Genomic DNA, 18,965 nt, shown 5'->3' on the forward strand with positions numbered 1-18,965 from the left:
CGGGGGCCGACTGGAACAGGCGTGCGATAGCTTGCCCGGCATGACTGAACTCGCGTCCGTCACCTGGCCGCCCGCCCCGATCAGGACCGAGCGGCTCGTGCTCCGCGCGTCCGAACCCCGGGACCGCGCGGCGTTCATCGACCTGTTCGCCTCACCGGAAGTGGGCACGTACCTCGGTGGCGCCCGCCCCCGGGACGAGCTCGAACGCGCGGTGCCCGAGGTCCCCGGGCAGCGCACCGGCCTCTTCGTGGTCGAGCTCGACGGGGCGATGATCGGCACCGTCGAGCTCCGCCACCGCGACACGGAGGACCGCGATACGGCGGACCGCGATACGGCGGGCGACGAGGCCGAGATCGGCTACCTGCTGCTGCCACGGGCCTGGGGGCACGGGCACGCCGCCGAGGCCTGCGCGGCGGCGCTCGACTGGTTCGTCGACGCGCTCCCCGCCGAGCCGGTGCTGCTCCGCACCCAGTCCGCCAACACCCGCTCGATGCGCCTCGCGGCGAAGCTGGGCTTCACCGAGGTACGGCGGTACGAGGCGTGGGGCGCCGCACAGTGGATGGGCGTGCGGTCACCGGGCACGCCACCGTCCGACTGAGGCGCCCCACGCCCGCGTCACACGGGTTCCGTCATGTCCTCCATGAGCTCGGGGAGCTTGCGCAGCCTGGACAGGGTCTGGGTCAGGAGGCGTACGGCCGTGTCGGCCCGGTGGCGGGCGATGGGCTGCGGCGCCGACTCCGTGCGGCTCCGCTCCGCGAGCGCGAACAGGAGCTCGCCGACCTCGACGGAGGCGACGTGCAGCCCTTGGATGCGCTCTTCGACGCGGGTCACCAGGGCGTCCAGGGGCTCTTCGGCGGCGGGTGCGGATGCGGGTGAGGGCGGGGGTGGGGGCAGGATGGCGCTCGGCGGTCCGGAGGGGAACGGCACGGTCGCGAACGGCAGGGGCCCCTGCGATGCCGACGCTGACGCCGACGCCGACACGGGCACCCTCACGTCCGGCGGCACCGGCACCGAAGGACCCGGCAGGACCGGGGTCATGGACTTGCGCGGCCTCGTACCGGTCTCCTTCGGGAACTCCTTGTCGAACCAGACCGGCGTCATCTCGCGGCCCTCGAGTTCCTTCCCCGAACCGCTCACCCGCCACGGCCTGCGGTCCCCCTCGTCCATCGCCGACGCGAGCGCCCTGAGCACCCCGACGGCCATCGTCCGCCGCTGCACGCGCAGGGCCTGGAGGCAGTTCGAGACGGTCCTGCGGGACCGCCTGATCCGCTCCCCCGCGTCGTTGAACGCCTCCTGGCCGTCGAGCGAACCCCGGTCGGCCTCGACGATGCCGAAGGACGCGAGCCAGTGCGCGGCCCGGTAGGCCACCAGCTCCTCGAAGGCGGGCTCGTCGGTGTCCGCCGCGGCGAGCAGGTCCGGCAGCCTGCGCCCGGAGAGCACGACGCCGCCCCGGACCTTGGTGGAGAAGACCTCGCCCACGCGCGGGTTCCACGGTGTGGAGTAGCTCTCGGAGGTCAACGCGGACCACGTACGGGCCCGTTGGTTGATCTCGCCCGCCTTGAGCTGGGACGGCGGGTGTTCGCTGAGCGCCCGCCGCAGCAGGAGCTGACGGCGCGGGTCCACCGGGAACAGCTCCAGGAGCAGCCGCATGGAGCGCAGGTCGCGGAGCTCGGACACCTTCATGTCCGGTGTGGCGTCCGGGAGTTCGCGGATCGGCGCGAGGCCGGAGAGGACCTCCGCCGTCTTCTCGTCCATGACCCGCTGGGCCACGTACATGCCGAGCACGCTCCGCCCCAGGGCGCGCGACCGGTCGAGGGCGTCGAACTCCAGCGGCGGGTGCACGTGGTCCCTGCGGTTGTTCATCTGCACGATGCGGTAGAGCCGTTGCGGGGTCGGGGTGCCGACCACCAGGTGCGCGTCCACCACGGCGATGGCGGCCGCCCGCCGCGCCCGCGAGCTGCTCGTGGGGTCCATCTCGTCCTCCACCGTCTCCGCGTACTCCCTGTTGAGTACGGCGGAGAATTCGGGGAGCCAGACACGAGGGTCGCAGATGACGCCTTCCTCGACCCGTTCCAGCTTTTCCCGTGGGACGCCGGCGAGGACCTCGCCGGAAGTCAAACGGAAAATCGATTGCCTTTTCTGTGTTCGATTATTCCCTCGAACGGCCATCCATCCCCAATAGGCGTCCGGATACAGTGGATTGCCGTCGGAATCCGTCTCGGAATTCTCCTGGAGGCACACCTGCTGTGGAACATACATTCCGGGGTCCTGCTGCCCGTTGAGAACGAGATCCGCTTCGAGGTCGTACGGACGGACGCGGTCGCGCCTCTCCAGCGCGTCGGCGGCGTCCTCGGTGTTCATCATCAGCGCGTGCCGGTTGGCCACGGAGCTCTGCAGGGCCGCGTAGAACGTCTCGCTCCCCTCGTCGTCGACGCCCACCCAGGGCCGGACCGAGGCCAGCGTCCCCTCGGTCGCCGGGCCGACCGTCGGATCGGCGACGGAGCGCCAGATCGAGCTGATGCGTTCGTTGTGCCCCCACTGCACACCGCCGACGCCGTGCATCCTGACGACGGCGACGACCATGTCCCCGGCATCCGTACGGATACGCCGGACCGCCCCTCCCTTGAGCCTGCGCACCCCCTGCGCATCGGGTTCACCCAGCGTCTCCTCGGGGTCCACCACGAAGGGCGCGATGTTCTCCAACGCCCCCCGAGGCAGGTTGACCCCCTCGGTGGCCAACACGGCCTCGATCCACGCCTCTTGCCGCTCCGGGGAGACCGGGCTGGGGAACGGCCCGTCGATGGTCGCCTCACTCATGCTCTGCCTCGCTCATGCCGTGCCTCGCATCACTAGAGACTTGCTTTTCATAAGCGGGATGCTTGCAGCGCGGCAGGCGGGATAGCCATACTTATCGGATTGGTAGACCAGTTCGAGGTTCCCGTTAGCGCCCGTTAGTAAAAACAAGTCGGCGGCACCTCGGTCAGAGATGCCGCCTTAGGCGACTGACTCGCAATGTCGTCGAGTCCGGCCAACTCGCGCACAATGTTGACTAGTTGGGTTCCGCCTGGTAAGGGCCTACGATCCGCCCACCGCCGTCAGCAACGCCAACGGCGCCGCCGCCGAGCGGGATTCCAGTTCGCACGAGTGCGGGTACGGCACCGGATGCGGGTACGCCGACCTGTCGTAGCCCGCGAGGACCTCCGGGAGGCGCCCGCCGGCGGTGGTCGCGGCGGAGACCAGGGCGCGGGCCACCGTGCGGGCCTCGTCGTGCAGGCCGTAGCGCGCCAGGCCGAGGGCGATGAGCGCGTTGTCGTGCGGCCACACCGAACCCCGGTGATAGGAGAGCGGATGGAACGCGGGCTGCCCGGCCGCGAGCGTCCGTACGCCCCAGCCCGAGAAGAAGTCGGGCTCCAGGAGACGGCGGCCCACCGTCTCGCCGTACTCCTTGTCGAGCAGCCCGGACCACAGCAGATGGCCCGCGTCCGAGGCGAGCGCGTCGACCTGGTGGCCCTCGCCGTCCAGGGCGAGCGCGGGGAAACCCCGGTCCGGCATCCAGAAGTCGCGCTGGAAGCGGTCCCGCAGGTCCACCGCCGTCTGCGTGAGCAGATCCGCGTACACCTTGTCGTCCCAGACGGTCCTGGCGAGCCGGGCGGTGCGGCACAGGGCGTCGTACGCGTAGCCCTGCGCGCCCGCCGCCATGACCGGCCCCGTCGCACCGCTGCCGTCCGCGGAGCAGATCGCGCCGGGCGAGTCCTTCCAGTTCTGGTTGGCGAGGCCGCCCTCGTCCGCGCGGTAGACGAGGTAGCCGCGCGAGGTGAGGCCGCCGTGGTCGAGCATCCAGCCGACGGCGGCCCGCGCGTGCGCCTCCAGGCGGCGGGCGGCCGCGGGGTCCCCGGTCTGTTCCGTGTAGGCGCCGAGCAGCACCAGGAAGAGCGGGGTCGCGTCGACCGAACCGTAGTAGCGCCCGAACGGCACCTGCCCGAAGTGCGCGAGCTCGCCCTGCCGCACCTCGTGGACGATCTTGCCGGGCTGGGCGACCACGCTGCGCACGGCCTCCGTGGCCTGCGACGCGGCGAGCGCGGGCAGCGTCGCGGCGGCCAGGCGCGGCAGGTAGGGCAGCGCGAAGAGGGAGGTCAGCAGGGCGTCGCGGCCGAGCAGCGTGAGGAACCACGGCACACCCGCCCCGGGCACGCTCAGCTCCTCGCCGTCCGGGCCCGTGGCGGGCACCCGCAGGACGGCGAGGTCAGCGAGGCCGCGCGCGCAGGCGTCCGCGAGCTCCGGCCACCGGGTGGGCGGCGCCACGGTCGACACGAACTCCGCCTCGACGGCCGCGAGATGGCGCGCCGCCTCGGCCGGTGAGTGCGGCCGGGGCACCGCGGCGGCCCCGTGCGGATGCGCTACGGCACGCAGTGCCACCCCGACCGTGTCGTACGCGGTGAGGTCCAGCGTCCATACGAGGCGACGCGCCCCGGCCCCGGTCTCCTCGACGGCGTCCGGCGCGGGGTCGGCCATGACGGTCGTACGCGAACACCATTCGCCGCGCCGGTAGGTGAACTCGACCCCGCCGTCGTCGAGCGGCCTGCGCGACCTGACGGCGCCCGGTTTGGCGTACGTGCGGTGGTCGGCGCGCAGCTCGAACTGGTCGGTGAAGTCGGCGTCCACGGTCAGCTCGATCCGCACCCGGGTCGGCACCGGCCGGTTGCTCACGACCCGCAGCGACTCCACGAACGCGCCGTCCGCCACGGCCTGTTCGCGGAAGAGCGTGTACGCGGGCGGCTCCTGGCGGCCACCGCGCGGCACCAGGACGCAGCGCGCCGCGCCGGTCGCCGCGGTCGACGTGTCCACGGGCGTGAGAACCTCGGGGACGGCCCCGTCGGCCGTCAGCTGCCAGCGGCTCAGGTGCCGCGCGTCCCGTACGAACAGGCCGTCCGGGCCCGCGCCGCCGCGTGCCCCGCCGACGCCGCTGATGTCACCGCCCGTGCCGACGGCTGCGAACGTCCGTCCCCGCACCAGCAGCCGATGCCGATCACTCATGCCCACACCTCTCCTTCAGAGAGTCCGCCCCGCGCGTCATGTGCGTCATGTGCGTCACGTCCGTCGCGTCCGTCGCGTCCGTCGCGTCCGTCGCGTCCGTCGCGTCCGTCGTGTCCGTCGCGTCCGTCGTGTCCGTCGTGTCCGTCGTGCAGCAGGTCCAGCGTGAGCGCGGCCGTCCAGCCGAAGCCCCGCGCACCGCGACCGCGGCCCGTGCGGGGGTCCACGTATTCGGCGAAGCCGGACGCGCCCGCCACGTCGAGCATCGACGTGCGCAGCCGGTCCGCCGGCGCGTCCTCGCCGTGCTGCCGCAGCCCCTTCCACAGAAGCCAGTTGACGTTGAACCACGCCGGTCCGCGCCAGTAGCGGTGCGGGTCGAAGGCGGGCCCCGTCAGGTCGTAGCTCGGCACGAGCAGGGCCGCGCCGCCGAGCCCGAAGTGCGGGCCGCACGCGGTGCGCACCAGGGCCGCGGCGATGTCACGCGGCAGCGCGGGCAGCAGCAGCGGGACGAGCCCGGTGGCGCCGCGCTCCGCGATGAGCTGTCCCGCCTGTCCGGCCCGCAGGTCACGGCAGAGGAACAGCTCCTCGCCGGGGTCCCACAGCCGCTCCACGAGCGTTCGCGTCAGCGCCTCTGCGCGGGCCCGCCGCGCCTCCGGGGGCGGCACGGCGGGGCCCGCCGTCTCGGCCTCGATCGCGGCGAGCGCGTACTCCGAGGCGATCAGGAGGGCGTTGAAGGCGGGGTCCTCGACGGAGAAGCCCCCGCGGTCCGCGCCGCCCGTGTCCGCCCCGCCCGTGTCCGCGCCGCCCGTGTCCGCGTACCCGGCGTCGCGGTACTCCGCCGCGAGCCGCACGTACCGCCCGTAGTCCAGGTCCGTCGGCCGGTCCTCCGGCGCCCCGTGGGCCAGGTCCGCGCGGCGGAAGTCGTCCGCCCCCGCGGGCTCGACGCGGCTCAACGGGCCGTCCCAGCAAGGGCTGTTGTCCATGCCCTGCTCCCAGGGGTGCAGTACGGCCGCCAGCCCCGCGCCGCCCGCGTTCCTGGCGTCGAGCAGATAGCGGTGCCAGGCGTCGAGGCGCGGCCGGACGCGGTCGAGGAAGGAGCGGGCCCGCGACAGGCCGGGGTCGGCGCGGTGCACCAGCCAGGCGGCGAGCGCGTGCACGGGCGGCTGCACGATCCCGGAGGTCCGCACGGCGGCGGGCGCCCCGGCCCGGCGGCCCGCCGTGGCCGAGCGCCAGAAGCCGGGGCCGGGGAAGTAGGCATCGGGCGGGACGGCGTCGTTGAACACGATGTGCGGGACGCGGCCGTCCCCCCACTGGGCGGCCAGCAGCGTCTCCAGCTCCACCTGGGCGCGCAGCGGCGAGAGATGGCGCAGGCCGATCGCGATGAACGCGGAGTCCCAGGACCACTGGTGCGGATACAGCGCCCGCGACGGCACGGTCGAGGTCCCCGTCCAGTTGGTCCACAGCACCCGGCCCGCCCGCTGCCGCAGCGTCTGCCGCGCCGGATCGCCGCGGCGGGCGACCGGCCGAGTGGTGGCGGCGCTGCGGTCCACGCGATCTCCGCTCTTCCCGGGCCGCTGGACGGCCGCTGGGTTCCGTGTCATCCAGCTTAGGGTTGCGTCTGGACAACAGGCAAAACCCGCTAGATATCGTGCAGTTGGCACACAGAAGGCGGTCACGAACGGAGCGGGAGGGGCGCCAGGTGAACGGATTCGCGGAGGACCCGGGCAGCACCCCAAGACCCGGAAGAACCCCCGGCGACCTGCTCCACCTCGTCCGCAGCGGGCGCGCCACCACGCGCGGAGCCCTGCAGCAGGCCACCGGGCTTTCCCGGGCCACCGTCGGGCAGCGGCTCGACCGGCTGTTCCGGGCGGGGTGGCTGCGGGAGGGGGCCGGGGGCCCGGTGGACTCGCCGCTCGGCGGGCGGCCCGCACTGCGCCTTGAGTTCGACGACGCCCACGCCGTCGTCCTCGCCGCCGACCTGGAGACCCGGCACGCCCGTACCGCCCTGCTGACCCTCGGCGGCGAGATCGTCGCCGAGCAGGCGGCGCCGGTCTCCGTCGAGGACGGGCCCGACGCGGTCCTGGGCGAGCTGGGCGCCCGCTTCGGCGAGCTGCTGCGCACGGCGGGGCGCCCGGCGGGGTCGGTGTGCGGGATCGGACTCGCGGTGCCGGGCCCCGTCGACAGCGGGACGGGACGCGTCGTGCAGCCGCCGATCATGCCGGGCTGGGACGGTTACGACATCAGGGGACGGCTGCGCGACGCGTTCGCGGAGCGGACGGGTGCGGCCACGGAGGTGCCGGTGCTCGTGGACAACGACGCCAACCTCATGGCGTACGGGGAACAGCGCGCCCACTACCCGCACTGCCGGGCATTCGCGCTGGTCAAGGTCTCGACGGGGATCGGGTCCGGCATCGTCGTCGACGGTGACGTGTACCGGGGCGTCGACGGGGGCGCCGGGGACATCGGCCACATCCGGGTGCCCGAGGGGGCGGACGCGCTCTGCCCGTGCGGTTCGTACGGCTGCCTGGCCGCGGTGGCCGGTGGCCGCGCCGTGGCCCGCCGCCTGACGGAGGCGGGCGTCCCCGCGGCCTCCGGGTCGGACGTGCGGGCGCTCCTGACGGCGGGCCACCCCTTGGCGGTGGGGTTCGCGCGCGAGGCCGGGCGGCACGTCGGTGAGGTCCTCGCGACGGTCGTGACGCTCCTGAACCCGGGCGTTCTGATGATCGCCGGAGATCTGGCCGGAACCCCCTTCCTCACCGGCGTCCGCGAACTGCTCTACCAGCGGGCCCTGCCCCGCTCCACGGCCCACCTCGAAGTGGTCACGGCCCGCCTCGGCGGCCGCGCGGCGCTGATCGGGGCGGGAACGCTCGTGGTGGAGCACCTGTACGCGCCCGACCGGGTGGAGGAGCGGCTCGCCGCCCTTGGCGTGTAGTGCGAGCGGCGCAGTCATCCGGTGCCGGTCCGGTCCGTCGCCAGGGGGTCCGGATACTGACATCCGGCCGCTTCAAACAGCGTGATTCTCGCCACGCCTGATAGAGCTTCCGCTCAGATGAGCGGCTTATGGGCGACTGCACTTCTCCAAGGGGTGGCACTCAGTGCCACTGCTCGATCATTCATGAGGTGAACTCACATTTGAGTTCTACTCGCTCATCTGAGCGTTTTAAGGGGTTGGGAGGCGACTCGCCTTCAATACTTGAACTCAAGACCGCCTCCCCGGCTACCGCTCAGTCACTTTCGATCTAGCGGCGGACGGGTGGTTACGGCCGCATGACGCACAAGTGGACGTACCCAGGTGCCTTCGATCTGGGTATGTTCCTCGCCGTCAGGGCAGCCACCGAGTCCTCGAGGAGTCGAGACCCGTGTCGGAAAACAAAGATCCCCATGTAGCTCACACGAGTGAGGCGACCGAGGGCGTGAAGTTCGTCTACGACTTCACCGAGGGCAACAAGGACCTCAAGGACCTTCTCGGCGGGAAGGGCGCGAACCTCGCCGAGATGACCAACCTCGGGCTGCCGGTCCCTCCGGGCTTCACCATCACCACCGAGGCCTGCAAGACGTACCTCGGCAGTGGCGAGGAGCCCGTCGAGCTGCGCGACGAAGTGAGCGCGCACCTCGACGCCCTCGAGAAGAACATGGGCAAGAAGCTCGGCCAGGCCGACGACCCGCTGCTCGTCTCGGTCCGCTCGGGCGCCAAGTTCTCGATGCCCGGCATGATGGACACCGTCCTCAACATCGGGCTCTCCGACAAGTCCGTGACGGGCCTCGCCAAGCAGTCCGGCGACGACCGCTTCGCCTGGGACTCCTACCGCCGGCTCATCCAGATGTTCGGCAAGACCGTCCTCGGCGTCGACGGCGAACTCTTCGAGGACGCCCTGGAGAAGGCCAAGGAGGCGAAGAAGGTCTCGGTCGACACCGACCTGGAGGCCGCCGACCTCAAGAAGCTGGTCACCAGGTTCAAGAAGATCGTCAAGACGGAGGCCGGGCGGGACTTCCCGCAGGAGCCGCGCGAGCAGATGGACCTCGCGATCCGTTCGGTCTTCGAGTCGTGGAACACCGACCGCGCCAAGCTCTACCGCCGCCAGGAGCGCATCCCCGGCGACCTCGGCACGGCCGTCAACGTCTGCTCGATGGTCTTCGGCAACCTCGGCCCGGACTCCGGCACGGGCGTCGCGTTCACCCGCGACCCGGCCTCGGGACACCAGGGCGTGTACGGCGACTACCTGCAGAACGCGCAGGGCGAGGACGTCGTCGCGGGCATCCGCAACACCGTCCCGCTCGCCGATCTGGAGCAGATCGACAAGAAGTCGTACGACCAGCTCATGCAGATCATGGAGACCCTCGAAACGCACTACAAGGACCTGTGCGACATCGAGTTCACCATCGAGCGCGGCCAGCTGTGGATGCTGCAGACCCGCGTCGGCAAGCGCACCGCCGGTGCCGCCTTCCGCATCGCGACGCAGCTCGTGGACCAGGGCCTGATCGACGAGGCCGAGGCGTTGCAGCGCGTCAACGGCGCGCAGCTCGCCCAGCTGATGTTCCCGCGCTTCGACGAGGGTGCGAAGGTTCAGCAGCTCGGCCGGGGCATCGCCGCGTCGCCGGGCGCGGCGGTCGGCAAGGCGGTCTTCGACTCGTACACCGCGATCAAGTGGTCGCGCTCGGGCGAGAAGGTCATCCTGATCCGCCGCGAGACCAACCCCGATGACCTCGACGGCATGATCGCGGCCGAGGGCATCCTGACCTCGCGCGGCGGCAAGACCTCGCACGCCGCCGTCGTGGCGCGCGGCATGGGCAAGACCTGTGTCTGCGGCGCCGAGGACCTGGAGGTCGACACCAAGCGCCGCCGGATGACGGTGGGCGACACCGTCGTCGAGGAAGGCGACGTCGTCTCCATCGACGGCTCGACGGGCAAGGTCTACCTCGGCGAGGTGCCGGTGGTCCCCTCCCCCGTCGTCGAGTACTTCGAGGGCCGCATGCACGCGGGCGCCGACGACGCCGACGAGCTGGTCGCCGCCGTGCACCGGATCATGGCGTACGCGGACCGGGTGCGGCGCCTGCGGGTGCGCGCCAACGCGGACAACGCAGAGGACGCGCTGCGGGCCCGCCGTTTCGGCGCGCAGGGCATCGGCCTGTGCCGCACCGAGCACATGTTCCTCGGCGAGCGCCGCGAGATGGTCGAGCGGCTGATCCTCGCCGACGCGGACGACGCGCGCGAGGACGCCCTGAAGGAGCTCCTGCCGCTCCAGAAGCAGGACTTCATCGAGCTGTTCGAGGCGATGGACGGCCTGCCGGTCACCGTGCGCCTCCTGGACCCGCCGCTGCACGAGTTCCTGCCCGACATCACCGAGCTCTCCGTCCGGGTGGCCCTCGCCGAGTCCCGCAAGGACCACAACGAGAACGACCTGCGCCTCCTCCAGGCCGTGCACCGCCTGCACGAGCAGAACCCGATGCTGGGCCTGCGCGGCGTACGCCTCGGCCTGGTCATCCCCGGCCTGTTCACCATGCAGGTGCGGGCCATCGCGGAGGCCGCGGCCGAGCGGAAGACCGCCAAGGGCGACCCGCGCGTGGAAATCATGATTCCGCTCGTGGGCACGGTCCAGGAGCTGGAGATCGTCCGCGAGGAGGCCGAGCAGGTCATCGCGGAGGTCATCGAGACGACCGGCGTCGAACTGAAGCTGGCGCTCGGCACGATGATCGAGCTGCCGCGCGCCGCGCTCACCGCGGACCAGATCGCGGAGGCCGCCGAGTTCTTCTCCTTCGGCACGAACGACCTCACGCAGACCGTCTGGGGCTTCTCCCGTGACGACGTGGAGGCGAGCTTCTTCACGGCGTACCTGGAGAAGGGCATCTTCGGTGTCTCGCCCTTCGAGACGATCGACAGGGACGGCGTCGGCCGGCTCGTACGGGATGCCGCGAGGCTGGGCCGCGAGACCCGCCCCGACCTGAAGCTCGGCGTCTGCGGCGAGCACGGCGGCGACCCGGAGTCCGTGCACTTCTTCCACGAGGTGGGCCTGGACTACGTCTCCTGCTCGCCGTTCCGCATCCCGGTGGCCCGCCTTGAGGCCGGCCGCGCCGCCTCCCACTCGGCGGGCAGCGACCACCGGTAGAACTCCGGGGCCGACGCCGTGTCCCCGACCCTCAGTACCGATGCGGCGTCGGCTCCGGTTCGCGAAAGGGGGCAGCATCCTGTGCGGGGGTGCTGCCCCTTTCTCATGGATCATGATCCCGCGGAGCCGGAGGTACGTCAGGTGATTTCCGGCATCGTGGCCAGGGCGTGGCTGGAGGCCTCCACCATGTCCCGCACCATGTCGTCCGGGTGCCTGGGGGCGTGCGGGGCGAGGGAGTTGAGGGTCTTGCCGTCCGGGGCCCTGCGGGTGAGCGTGTCGGCGATGAAGTGGCGCAGTTGGGGGAAGGCCGCACCCCGCTCCGGCGCCGCGTGCTTGGCGAGGGCCGCGGCGACCTCGGCCGCGTCCTGGGGTGCGCCCGTCGCCACGAGGACGGCTTGCGCGGAGGCCGCCTCGACCTCGGCGAGGGTGGCGAGCCGACGCTCAAGTGCGGGGTCCGGCAGGGCCTTTCGGGCCTTCTCGGCCTCGCGCAGATAGCGGTGCAGGAGCAGGTGCAGGGTGGCGCCGGGCGGTGGGGGCGTGGGGTCGAGGGCCTGTAGTACGGAGCTCAGCCAGTCGGTCAGGCCCCGTCCCGCCAGGCCCAGTTCGGGCCAGGTGGTCGCGCGGAGTTGCTCGCCGAGGTAGTGGGCCCGTTCGAAGGCCTTGCGGCCCGGGGTCATGGGGTGCGGGGCGTCGACCGGCCCGTAGGCGCTCTCCAGGGCGGGCGCGTGCTGCTCCGCGAGCGTGCAGAAGAGCGACAGGTGGACGTACACGTGGAAGGCCGCGACCGTCCGGTGCGGGTCCCATTGGTTGGTTCCCGTGAGGCCAGGTGAATTCCACAGGGATTTCACCTTACGGACTTCTTCGGGGAGTCCGTGGTCGCTTTCCACGTCGCGCACGAGCAGGGAATGCGCGTGCCGGAAGTCGTAGAGCTTCTGGTGCAGGGATTCGTGCAACAGGTGCTCGGCCACCCACCACGGGTTCGTGAGCAGTCTGCGGTTCAGGAAGACGATTCCGGCCATTCTGAACTGGGACGTGGACGATTTCCTCGCCCAGGCACCGACGCCCGGTGAAATACCGATCACGTGGGTGTGGTGCAGGGCGCTGCGGGAGGTCTCGGGAAGGATTTCCCGGAGCAGCTCCGCCGCCTTGCGCAGTACGGCGACGTCGGACGGTTCGGGCGGGCAGAGCTGGTCGGTGAACTCTCTGGCGACGAGCAGCCGGAAAGCCTGCCCGAAAGCGTCGTCCGGGCGCAGCGGATCCCAGAACCAGGCAGGGCCCGCCGCCGGGTCGAGGCGGTGCGCGCGAGGGGCGCCCGCCTCCGACGGCCCGTCGGCGGTCCCTGCGTCGAGGTGGCGTGCGGTCGCGTCGAGCACCTCCTCGCAGAGCGCGAGGGGGAGCACGACCTCGCAGCCCGCCGTGGCGCGGGCCAGCGACTGCTGGATGACACAGCGGACCACGGGGTCGCCGAGCGCACGGTACTCGCGGTGCCGGTCGGCCCCGGCGAGCGCGTCGAGAAGGCGCCCGGCCGCGGGCAGCCCGTCGGCGACCTTCTTCAGTCGGTGCAGGTGGGCGCTCCGCATCTGCTCGTGCACATAGGAGCTGTCGCCGAACGGTCGACCCTGCGACAAGACGGCGTCGAACATGGACATCTCTGTCATCTCTGTCATGAGAATCGACCTCTGCCCTGATCGGTGTGCCGGCGGTCAGACCTCTGCGGCGTGGTCGTGGTCGTGGTCGTCCGGTAACTGCGGCTGGACGACGGCGCGCAGCGCGTCGTGCTGCGACTGCATTGCCTGGGCCTCTTCTTCGGAGACCTCACGGCTGAACACGAGGGTCACTGCGGTGAGGGCCTGCGGGGATTCCGAACTCTGCCCCTGGGGGGATTGCGATTCACTCATGACGACGACTCCGTTCATACGGAAAGGTGCTGCGGAGACCGCTCTCCGGGTCTCCTCGTGGGCAACGTACGAGCGGAATTGCGGGAGGTCAACGAGGATCGGCGGCGGGAAATGCGGGCGGCCATCGGAATCAGCCACGGGGCAGTATTGGCCAAAGCTCGTGTTTCCTGCGCCACGAGAGGCCGGTGTGCAGCGTGGTGCCGCTCCGGCGCGCCACCCAACTCTGCACTATGCCGTGAAATCGACACAAAGCGTGCCGCCGCAAGATTCTTTGGGACCGTTCCTCTTCCGTCTGCGGTCGACGATTTACGGCACGTTTGTGAAAGGCGGTCCGCCCGACCGCTGAACTACGGTCCCCATGACCGCGCGGGCACAGGGAACGCGGGCACAGGAAAAGGGGAAAGCGACATCATGACTCAATTCGATTTTCCGCGGAGCCGGGACGAAGGGGCGCACGAAGAGGGGAGCGGACATCCGCGAAAAGCCGTCCGCCCGAGCCGGGTCACCCTGACCTTCGACCACCCCCTCACCCCGGCCGACATGGAGCGGTTGCAGCGGAGCACCGATGCCCGGGCCGCCGTAGGGGTACCGCTCGGCGTGGCCCTGGCCCTCGACCGCGAACACCGCCTCGGGTTCACCAAGTCGTCGGATCCCGAGGTCGGCGCGCTCCTCGCCGCGCTCGCCGCGTCGGTGCCCGCGGGCGGGCGGATCCTGGAGACGGGGACCGGGGCGGGGGTGGGCCTCGCCTGGATCGTGCACGGGCTCGGGAGCCGTACGGACGCCGAGGTCCTGAGCGTGGAGCTCGACGCCGCACGGGCCGCCTCGGTGCGCGCGTCGGGGCTGCCGCCCTGGGCGTCCGTCCTCGCGGGCGACGCGGTCGAACTCATCGGCGCGCAGGGCACGTTCGACCTCGTCTTCGCCGACACTCCCGCCGCCAAGGACGTGGGCCTCGCCGATGTCGTCGCCGCGCTGCGGCCCGGCGGCATGCTGCTCATCGACGACATCGCCGACGCCACGCACCCCGCGACCTACACGCGGATCACCACGCTGCGCGAGCGCCTCCTGGGCGATCCCCGGCTCGTCGTCGCCGAACTCGCCTGCGCGACGGGGATGTTCCTCGCCACGCGGCGCCGAACCGACTGACCGGCGCCTCAGCCGCCCGACGTGTCCAGTTCCGCTTCCTCGCTGATGCCCGCGCAGTCGTAGGGGTCCTTGAGCCAGCCGTCCGGCAGGACGACGCGGTTGTTGCCCGACGTACGGCCGCGCGGGCCGTCGGCGCCCGTCGGCCACGCCTGGTCGAGGTCCAACTCGCCGAGTCCGTCCTCCAGTTCGGCGAGCGAGGAGGTGATCGCGAGGCGCTTGCGCATCTCCGAGCCGACCGCGAAGCCCTTCAGGTACCACGCGACGTGCTTGCGGAAGTCGATGACGCCGCGCGCCTCGTCGCCGATCCACTCGCCGAGGAGGGTCGCGTGGCGGAGCATCACGGCCGAGACCTCGCGCAGGGTCGGCGCCTGCGGGGCGCCCGTGCCCTCGAAGGCGGCCACCAGGTCGCCGAAGAGCCAGGGGCGGCCGAGGCAGCCGCGGCCCACGACGACGCCGTCGCAGCCGGTCTCGTCCATCATGCGGACCGCGTCGGCCGCCGACCAGATGTCGCCGTTGCCGAGCACGGGGATCTCGGGGACGTGCTCCTTCAGGCGGGCGATGGCGTCCCAGTCGGCGGTGCCGCCGTAGTGCTGGGCGGCCGTGCGGCCGTGCAGGGCGATGGCCGTCACGCCCTCCTCGACGGCGATCCGGCCCGCGTCGAGGAAGGTGATGTGCTCGTCGTTGATGCCCTTGCGCATCTTCATGGTGACCGGCAGGTCCCCGGCGCCCGCGACCGCCTCGCGCAGGATCGCGCGGAGCAGGGGGCGCTTGTACGGGAGCGCGGAGCCGCCGCCCTTGCGGGTGACCTTGGGGACGGGGCAGCCGAAGTTCAGGTCGATGTGGTCGGCGAGGTTCTCCTCGGCGATCATGCGGACCGCCTTGCCGACGGTCGCGGGGTCGACGCCGTACAGCTGGATGGACCGGGGCTTCTCGGTCTCGTCGAAGTGGATCAGCTGCATGGTCTTCTCGTTGCGCTCGACCAGGGCGCGCGTGGTGATCATCTCGCTGACGAAGAGGCCCTTGCCTCCACTGAACTCCCGGCACAGCGTCCGGAACGGCGCGTTCGTGATCCCCGCCATGGGGGCGAGCACGACGGGCGGCTGCACGGTGTGCGGGCCGATCGACAGGGGCTGCGGCTGGGACGGCATCGATGATCTCCGGAACGTATGACGGGACCCTTCATTGTCCCTCACTCCGCGGGCGGCCGTCCCACACTCCCCCGGTACCCCTCCAGCACTCCCCCGGGGCCACCCCCGGACAGCTCCGCAAGGCGCTCCAGGCGGTCCTCCGTCACGTCGTCGGCGGGTACGTACGCGATCAAGCGGTACGACTGCACCAGCGGGGCCGTCCACAGCATCCGGTGCTCCAGGCGGAGCAGGCCGACCTGCGGGTGCTGGTACCGCTTGACGTGCGGTGACATGGTCGCCACCTCGTGCCGCTCCCACAGCTCGCGGAACTCGGCGGAGGCCCCGGCCAGCCGGTCCCGCAGCTCTCTCCAGGCCGGTTCGGCGACGCCGTGCTCGGTCATGGAGCCGCGGAACTTGGCGACCAGGTCGCGCAGCATCTCGTCGCGGTCGATGAACGTCTCGCGCCAGCTCTCGCTGGTGGCCAGGAGCCAGAGGCAGTTGCGGTCGCGGGGCGCCATCGCGTCGAAGTCGCCGAAGACGTGCGTCCAGGCGCGGTTGTAGGTGAGGACGTCGTAGCGGCCGTTCTGCACGGTGGCCGGGTAGGGGCCGAGGCGGCGGACCAGGCGCCGGAGCTCCGCGGGGAGGGCGGTGCACTCGGCCTCGGGGCGGGGGTCGACGGCTCCGGCGAGCGCGAAGAGGTGGGCGCGCTCACCGGGGTCCATCAGGAGGGCGCGTGCGATGGCGTCGACGACCTGCGCGGACACCTTGATGGATCGTGCCTGCTCCAGCCACGTGTACCAGGTGACGCCCACACAGGCGAGGTGCGCGACCTCCTCGCGGCGCAGTCCCGGCGTACGGCGGCGGGTGCCGCGGGGCAGGCCCACCTGTTCGGGCGTGACGCGCTCGCGGCGGCTGCGGAGGAAGGCGGCGAGCTCTTGGCGGCGGATGTCGGCACCCGGTCCGGCCGGGACGGCTGTAACGGTCACCACCCAAGGTTGGCGCATACCGCAGCCTGTTTCCAGGTTCGCCCGGTACCAGGATAAGGAGACTCTGGTACCCCTCTGCGGGCCGGAACATCGTCGTATCCGTGACCCGCCCATCGAACACCGAGACCGCCACCGCCACCGCCAGCACCACGGATACGGGCAGCGACACCGCCAGCGACAGGCCCTCCGCGGACGGCGCGCCCCCCGGACCCGCCACCCTGACCCCCCTCGCCCTCCTCACCGTCCTCCTCGGCGCCTCCCTCTCCAGCATCGACTTCTTCGTCGTCAACATCGCGCTGCCCAGCATCGAGCGCGACCTGCACGCCTCCCCCGCCACCCTGGAGATGGTCGTCGCGGGCTACGCGGTGGCGTACGCCGTGCTGCTCGTCCTCGGCGGCCGGCTCGGCGACACGTACGGGCGCCGCAGGCTCTTCCTGTGGGGCGTGGCCGCCTTCGGACTGACCTCGCTGGCCTGCGGGCTCGCGCCCGGCGCGTGGTGGCTGGTGGGGGCGCGGGGGGCGCAGGGCGCCGCGTCCGCGCTGATGCTGCCGCAGGTCCTCGGCACCATCCACGCCACGACGCGCGGCGAGCGGCGGGCACGGACCGTCGCCCTGTACGGCGCCGTGAGCGGCGTCGCGGGCCTGCTCGGCCAGGCGCTCGGCGGCGCCCTGGTCGCCGCGGACCTGGGCGGCACCGGCTGGCGCGCGGTGTTCCTCGTCAATGTGCCGATCGCCGCGGCGGCCGTGGCTGTCGGCGCGCGCACGGTGCCGGACAGCCGTGTCGAGCGGCCCGCGCGCAGCGACGTCCTCGGCACCGTCCTGTTCGCCGGGGCGCTGACCGCGCTCCTGCTGCCCCTGACGGAGGGGCGCGCGACGGGCCGGCCGCTGTGGTCCGTGCTCCTGCTGGTCGCCGCCCCGCTGCTCGGCTGGGCCTTCGGGGCCGTGGAGGGCCGCGCCGAGCGCACCGGCGGCAGTCCGTTGCTGCCCCCTTCGCTGCTCCGCGAGCCCGCGGTACGCAGGAGCCTGGTCCTCGGCGTGCCGATCTGCATCGGGTTCAGCGGCTTCATGTTCGGGTTCGCGATCCTCCTGCAACAGGGGCTGCGCTACGGGGCGTTGCGGGCGGGCCTGACGGTGGTCCCCATGGGTCTCACGCAGATCCCGGCGGCGATGCTCGTGCCGCGTCTGGTGCGCCGGTGGGGCACCCGTGCGATGACCCGGGCCGCGCTGGTGCACGCGGTGGGCCTGACCGTCCTCGGCCTGACGGTGCTGTGGTCGTCGTGGTCCGGGCTCTCCCCGCTCGCCCTCGCGCCGGGCCTGCTGCTGTGCGGCGCCGGGCAGGGCGTCCAGCTCACGCTCTACTACCGGATCGCGCTCGCGGCCGTGCCCGCCGCGCGGGCGGGTGCGGGCAGCGGCCTCGTGGCGACCGTGCAGCAGTCGTGCCTGGCCGTGGGGGTGGCGACGATCGGCTCGCTCTTCCTGGCGCTCGTGCCTGGCCTCGGCATGCGGGACGCGTTCGTGACGGCGCTCGGCGTGCAGCTGGCGGGGCTGCTCTGGCTGGCTCTGCTGAGCCTGCGGCTGCCCCGAATGCTGAAGACATGACAGATGACAGATGACAGATATTGAAATCTGTCATCTGTCATGTCATGGTGGACGCATGCGTACTCTCACCCTCGGAACCACCGGCCCCCGCACCTCCGCCCTCGGCCTCGGCTGCATGGGCATGTCCGCGCTCTACGGAGAAGCGGACCGCGCCGAGTCCATCGCGACGATCCACGCCGCCCTCGAAGCGGGCGTCACCCTCCTGGACACCGGCGACTTCTACGCCATGGGCCACAACGAGATGCTGATCGGCGAGGCCCTGCGCGCCGCCCCCGCAGCCCGCCGCGAACAGGCGCTGACCAGCGTGAAGTTCGGCGCCCTGCGCGACCCGGACGGCGGCTGGTCGGGCTACGACGGCCGTCCGGCCGCGGTGAAGAACTTCGCCGCGTACTCACTGCAGCGCCTCGGCGTCGACCACATCGACGTCTACCGCATCGCCCGCCTCGACCCCGACGTCCCGGTCGAGGAGACAGTGGGCGCCATCGCGGAGCTGGTCGAGAAGGGACACGTGCGGCACATCGGCCTCTCCGAGGTCGGCGCCGACACGATCCGCCGGGCGGCGGCCACGGCCCCCATCTCCGACCTGCAGATCGAGTACTCCCTGATCTCGCGCGGCATCGAGGCGGAAATCCTGCCGACGGCCGCCGAGCTCGGCATCGGCGTCACGGCGTACGGCGTGCTCTCGCGCGGCCTGATCTCCGGCCACTTCACCCGCGACCGGCAGCTGGCCGCCACCGACTTCCGTTCGATGAGCCCCCGCTTCCAGGGCGAGAACCTCGACCGCAACCTGGACCTGGTCGACGCCCTGCGGAAGATCGCCGACCAGAAGGGCGTCAGCGTCGCGCAGACCGCCATCGCCTGGGTGCTCGCGCAGGGCCCCCGCCACGACGCGGCCATCGTGCCGCTGGTCGGGGCGCGCCGCAGGGACCGGCTCGACGAGGCGCTCGGCGCCCTCGACGTGACGCTCGACGACGCGGACCTGGCGGCGATCGAGGCGGCCGTGCCCGCGGACGCGGCGGCCGGTGCGCGCTACCCGGAAGCGCAGATGGCACACCTCGACAGCGAGCACTGAGCCGCC

Annotated in this window: 13 protein-coding genes; 6 read left to right on the forward strand and 7 right to left on the reverse strand. The window is 71.9% G+C overall.

Going from position 1 to position 18,965, the window contains the following annotated elements; genetic code table 11:
- Positions 1-40 precede the first annotated feature (40 nt).
- Entirely contained in the window at positions 41-598 is a 558-nt protein-coding gene (locus ABZ953_RS01950; protein WP_361715054.1) for a GNAT family N-acetyltransferase, read from the forward strand.
- A 17-nt stretch (positions 599-615) separates the two neighbouring features.
- Here ABZ953_RS01950 and ABZ953_RS01955 read toward each other — a convergent pair whose 3' ends face one another.
- The 3 genes from ABZ953_RS01955 to ABZ953_RS01965 form a co-directional block, all read right to left on the reverse strand.
- The gene (locus ABZ953_RS01955) at positions 616-2,817 is read right to left on the reverse strand and encodes a hypothetical protein (protein ID WP_361715057.1); all 2,202 of its coding nucleotides are present in this window, start codon (positions 2,815-2,817) and stop codon (positions 616-618) included.
- Between the two features lie 258 nt (positions 2,818-3,075).
- Positions 3,076-5,034 (reverse strand): glycogen debranching N-terminal domain-containing protein, encoded by a 1,959-nt coding sequence (locus ABZ953_RS01960; protein WP_361715060.1) that lies wholly within the window; start codon positions 5,032-5,034, stop codon positions 3,076-3,078.
- Positions 5,031-6,632 carry a hypothetical protein gene (locus ABZ953_RS01965; RefSeq protein WP_361715063.1) on the reverse strand — a complete coding sequence of 534 codons (1,602 nt, stop codon included), beginning with the start codon at positions 6,630-6,632 and terminating at the stop codon, positions 5,031-5,033. Before ABZ953_RS01965 ends, ABZ953_RS01960 begins: the two co-directional genes overlap by 4 nt.
- A gap of 98 nt (positions 6,633-6,730) precedes the next feature.
- Between ABZ953_RS01965 and ABZ953_RS01970 the strand changes: the two genes are divergently transcribed.
- Complete coding sequence (locus ABZ953_RS01970) at positions 6,731-7,963, forward strand: ROK family protein (RefSeq protein WP_361715066.1); 1,233 nt, start codon at positions 6,731-6,733, stop codon at positions 7,961-7,963.
- A gap of 427 nt (positions 7,964-8,390) precedes the next feature.
- Positions 8,391-11,135 carry a pyruvate, phosphate dikinase gene (gene ppdK / locus ABZ953_RS01975; protein ID WP_361715069.1) on the forward strand — a complete coding sequence of 915 codons (2,745 nt, stop codon included), beginning with the start codon at positions 8,391-8,393 and terminating at the stop codon, positions 11,133-11,135.
- Positions 11,136-11,272: 137 nt separating this feature from the next.
- On the opposite strand, the gene ABZ953_RS01980 is transcribed toward ppdK, so the two are convergent.
- Together ABZ953_RS01980 and ABZ953_RS01985 are read right to left on the reverse strand one after the other, a co-directional pair.
- Entirely contained in the window at positions 11,273-12,802 is a 1,530-nt protein-coding gene (locus ABZ953_RS01980) for a hypothetical protein (protein WP_361715072.1), read from the reverse strand.
- Positions 12,803-12,838: 36 nt separating this feature from the next.
- Entirely contained in the window at positions 12,839-13,033 is a 195-nt protein-coding gene (locus tag ABZ953_RS01985; protein ID WP_361715075.1) for a hypothetical protein, read from the reverse strand.
- A gap of 411 nt (positions 13,034-13,444) precedes the next feature.
- Here ABZ953_RS01985 and ABZ953_RS01990 point away from each other — a divergent pair, with 411 nt between their 5' ends.
- Positions 13,445-14,176: a class I SAM-dependent methyltransferase gene (locus ABZ953_RS01990; protein WP_361715078.1), complete on the forward strand. Its 732-nt coding sequence runs from the start codon at positions 13,445-13,447 to the stop codon at positions 14,174-14,176.
- 8 nt (positions 14,177-14,184) lie between these two features.
- Here the strand turns inward: ABZ953_RS01990 and dusB are convergent, their stop codons facing one another.
- Both dusB and ABZ953_RS02000 read right to left on the reverse strand, forming a co-directional pair.
- Positions 14,185-15,324, reverse strand: a complete 1,140-nt coding sequence (gene dusB / locus ABZ953_RS01995; RefSeq protein WP_361715081.1) for a tRNA dihydrouridine synthase DusB — start codon at positions 15,322-15,324, stop codon at positions 14,185-14,187.
- Positions 15,325-15,365: 41 nt separating this feature from the next.
- Positions 15,366-16,289 (reverse strand): helix-turn-helix transcriptional regulator, encoded by a 924-nt coding sequence (locus ABZ953_RS02000; protein ID WP_361715084.1) that lies wholly within the window; start codon positions 16,287-16,289, stop codon positions 15,366-15,368.
- Between the two features lie 101 nt (positions 16,290-16,390).
- On the opposite strand from ABZ953_RS02000, the gene ABZ953_RS02005 reads away from it, so the two are divergent.
- Together ABZ953_RS02005 and ABZ953_RS02010 are read left to right on the forward strand one after the other, a co-directional pair.
- Positions 16,391-17,887, forward strand: coding sequence for an MFS transporter (locus ABZ953_RS02005; RefSeq protein WP_361715087.1), 1,497 nt, complete (start codon positions 16,391-16,393; stop codon positions 17,885-17,887).
- Between the two features lie 55 nt (positions 17,888-17,942).
- A complete protein-coding gene (locus tag ABZ953_RS02010; protein ID WP_361715090.1) occupies positions 17,943-18,959 on the forward strand; it encodes an aldo/keto reductase in 1,017 nt (338 codons plus the stop codon).
- The last annotated feature ends 6 nt before the right edge of the window (positions 18,960-18,965 follow it).

It is taken from the genome of Streptomyces sp. NPDC046465, from assembly GCF_040646035.1.
GTDB lineage: Bacteria > Actinomycetota > Actinomycetes > Streptomycetales > Streptomycetaceae > Streptomyces.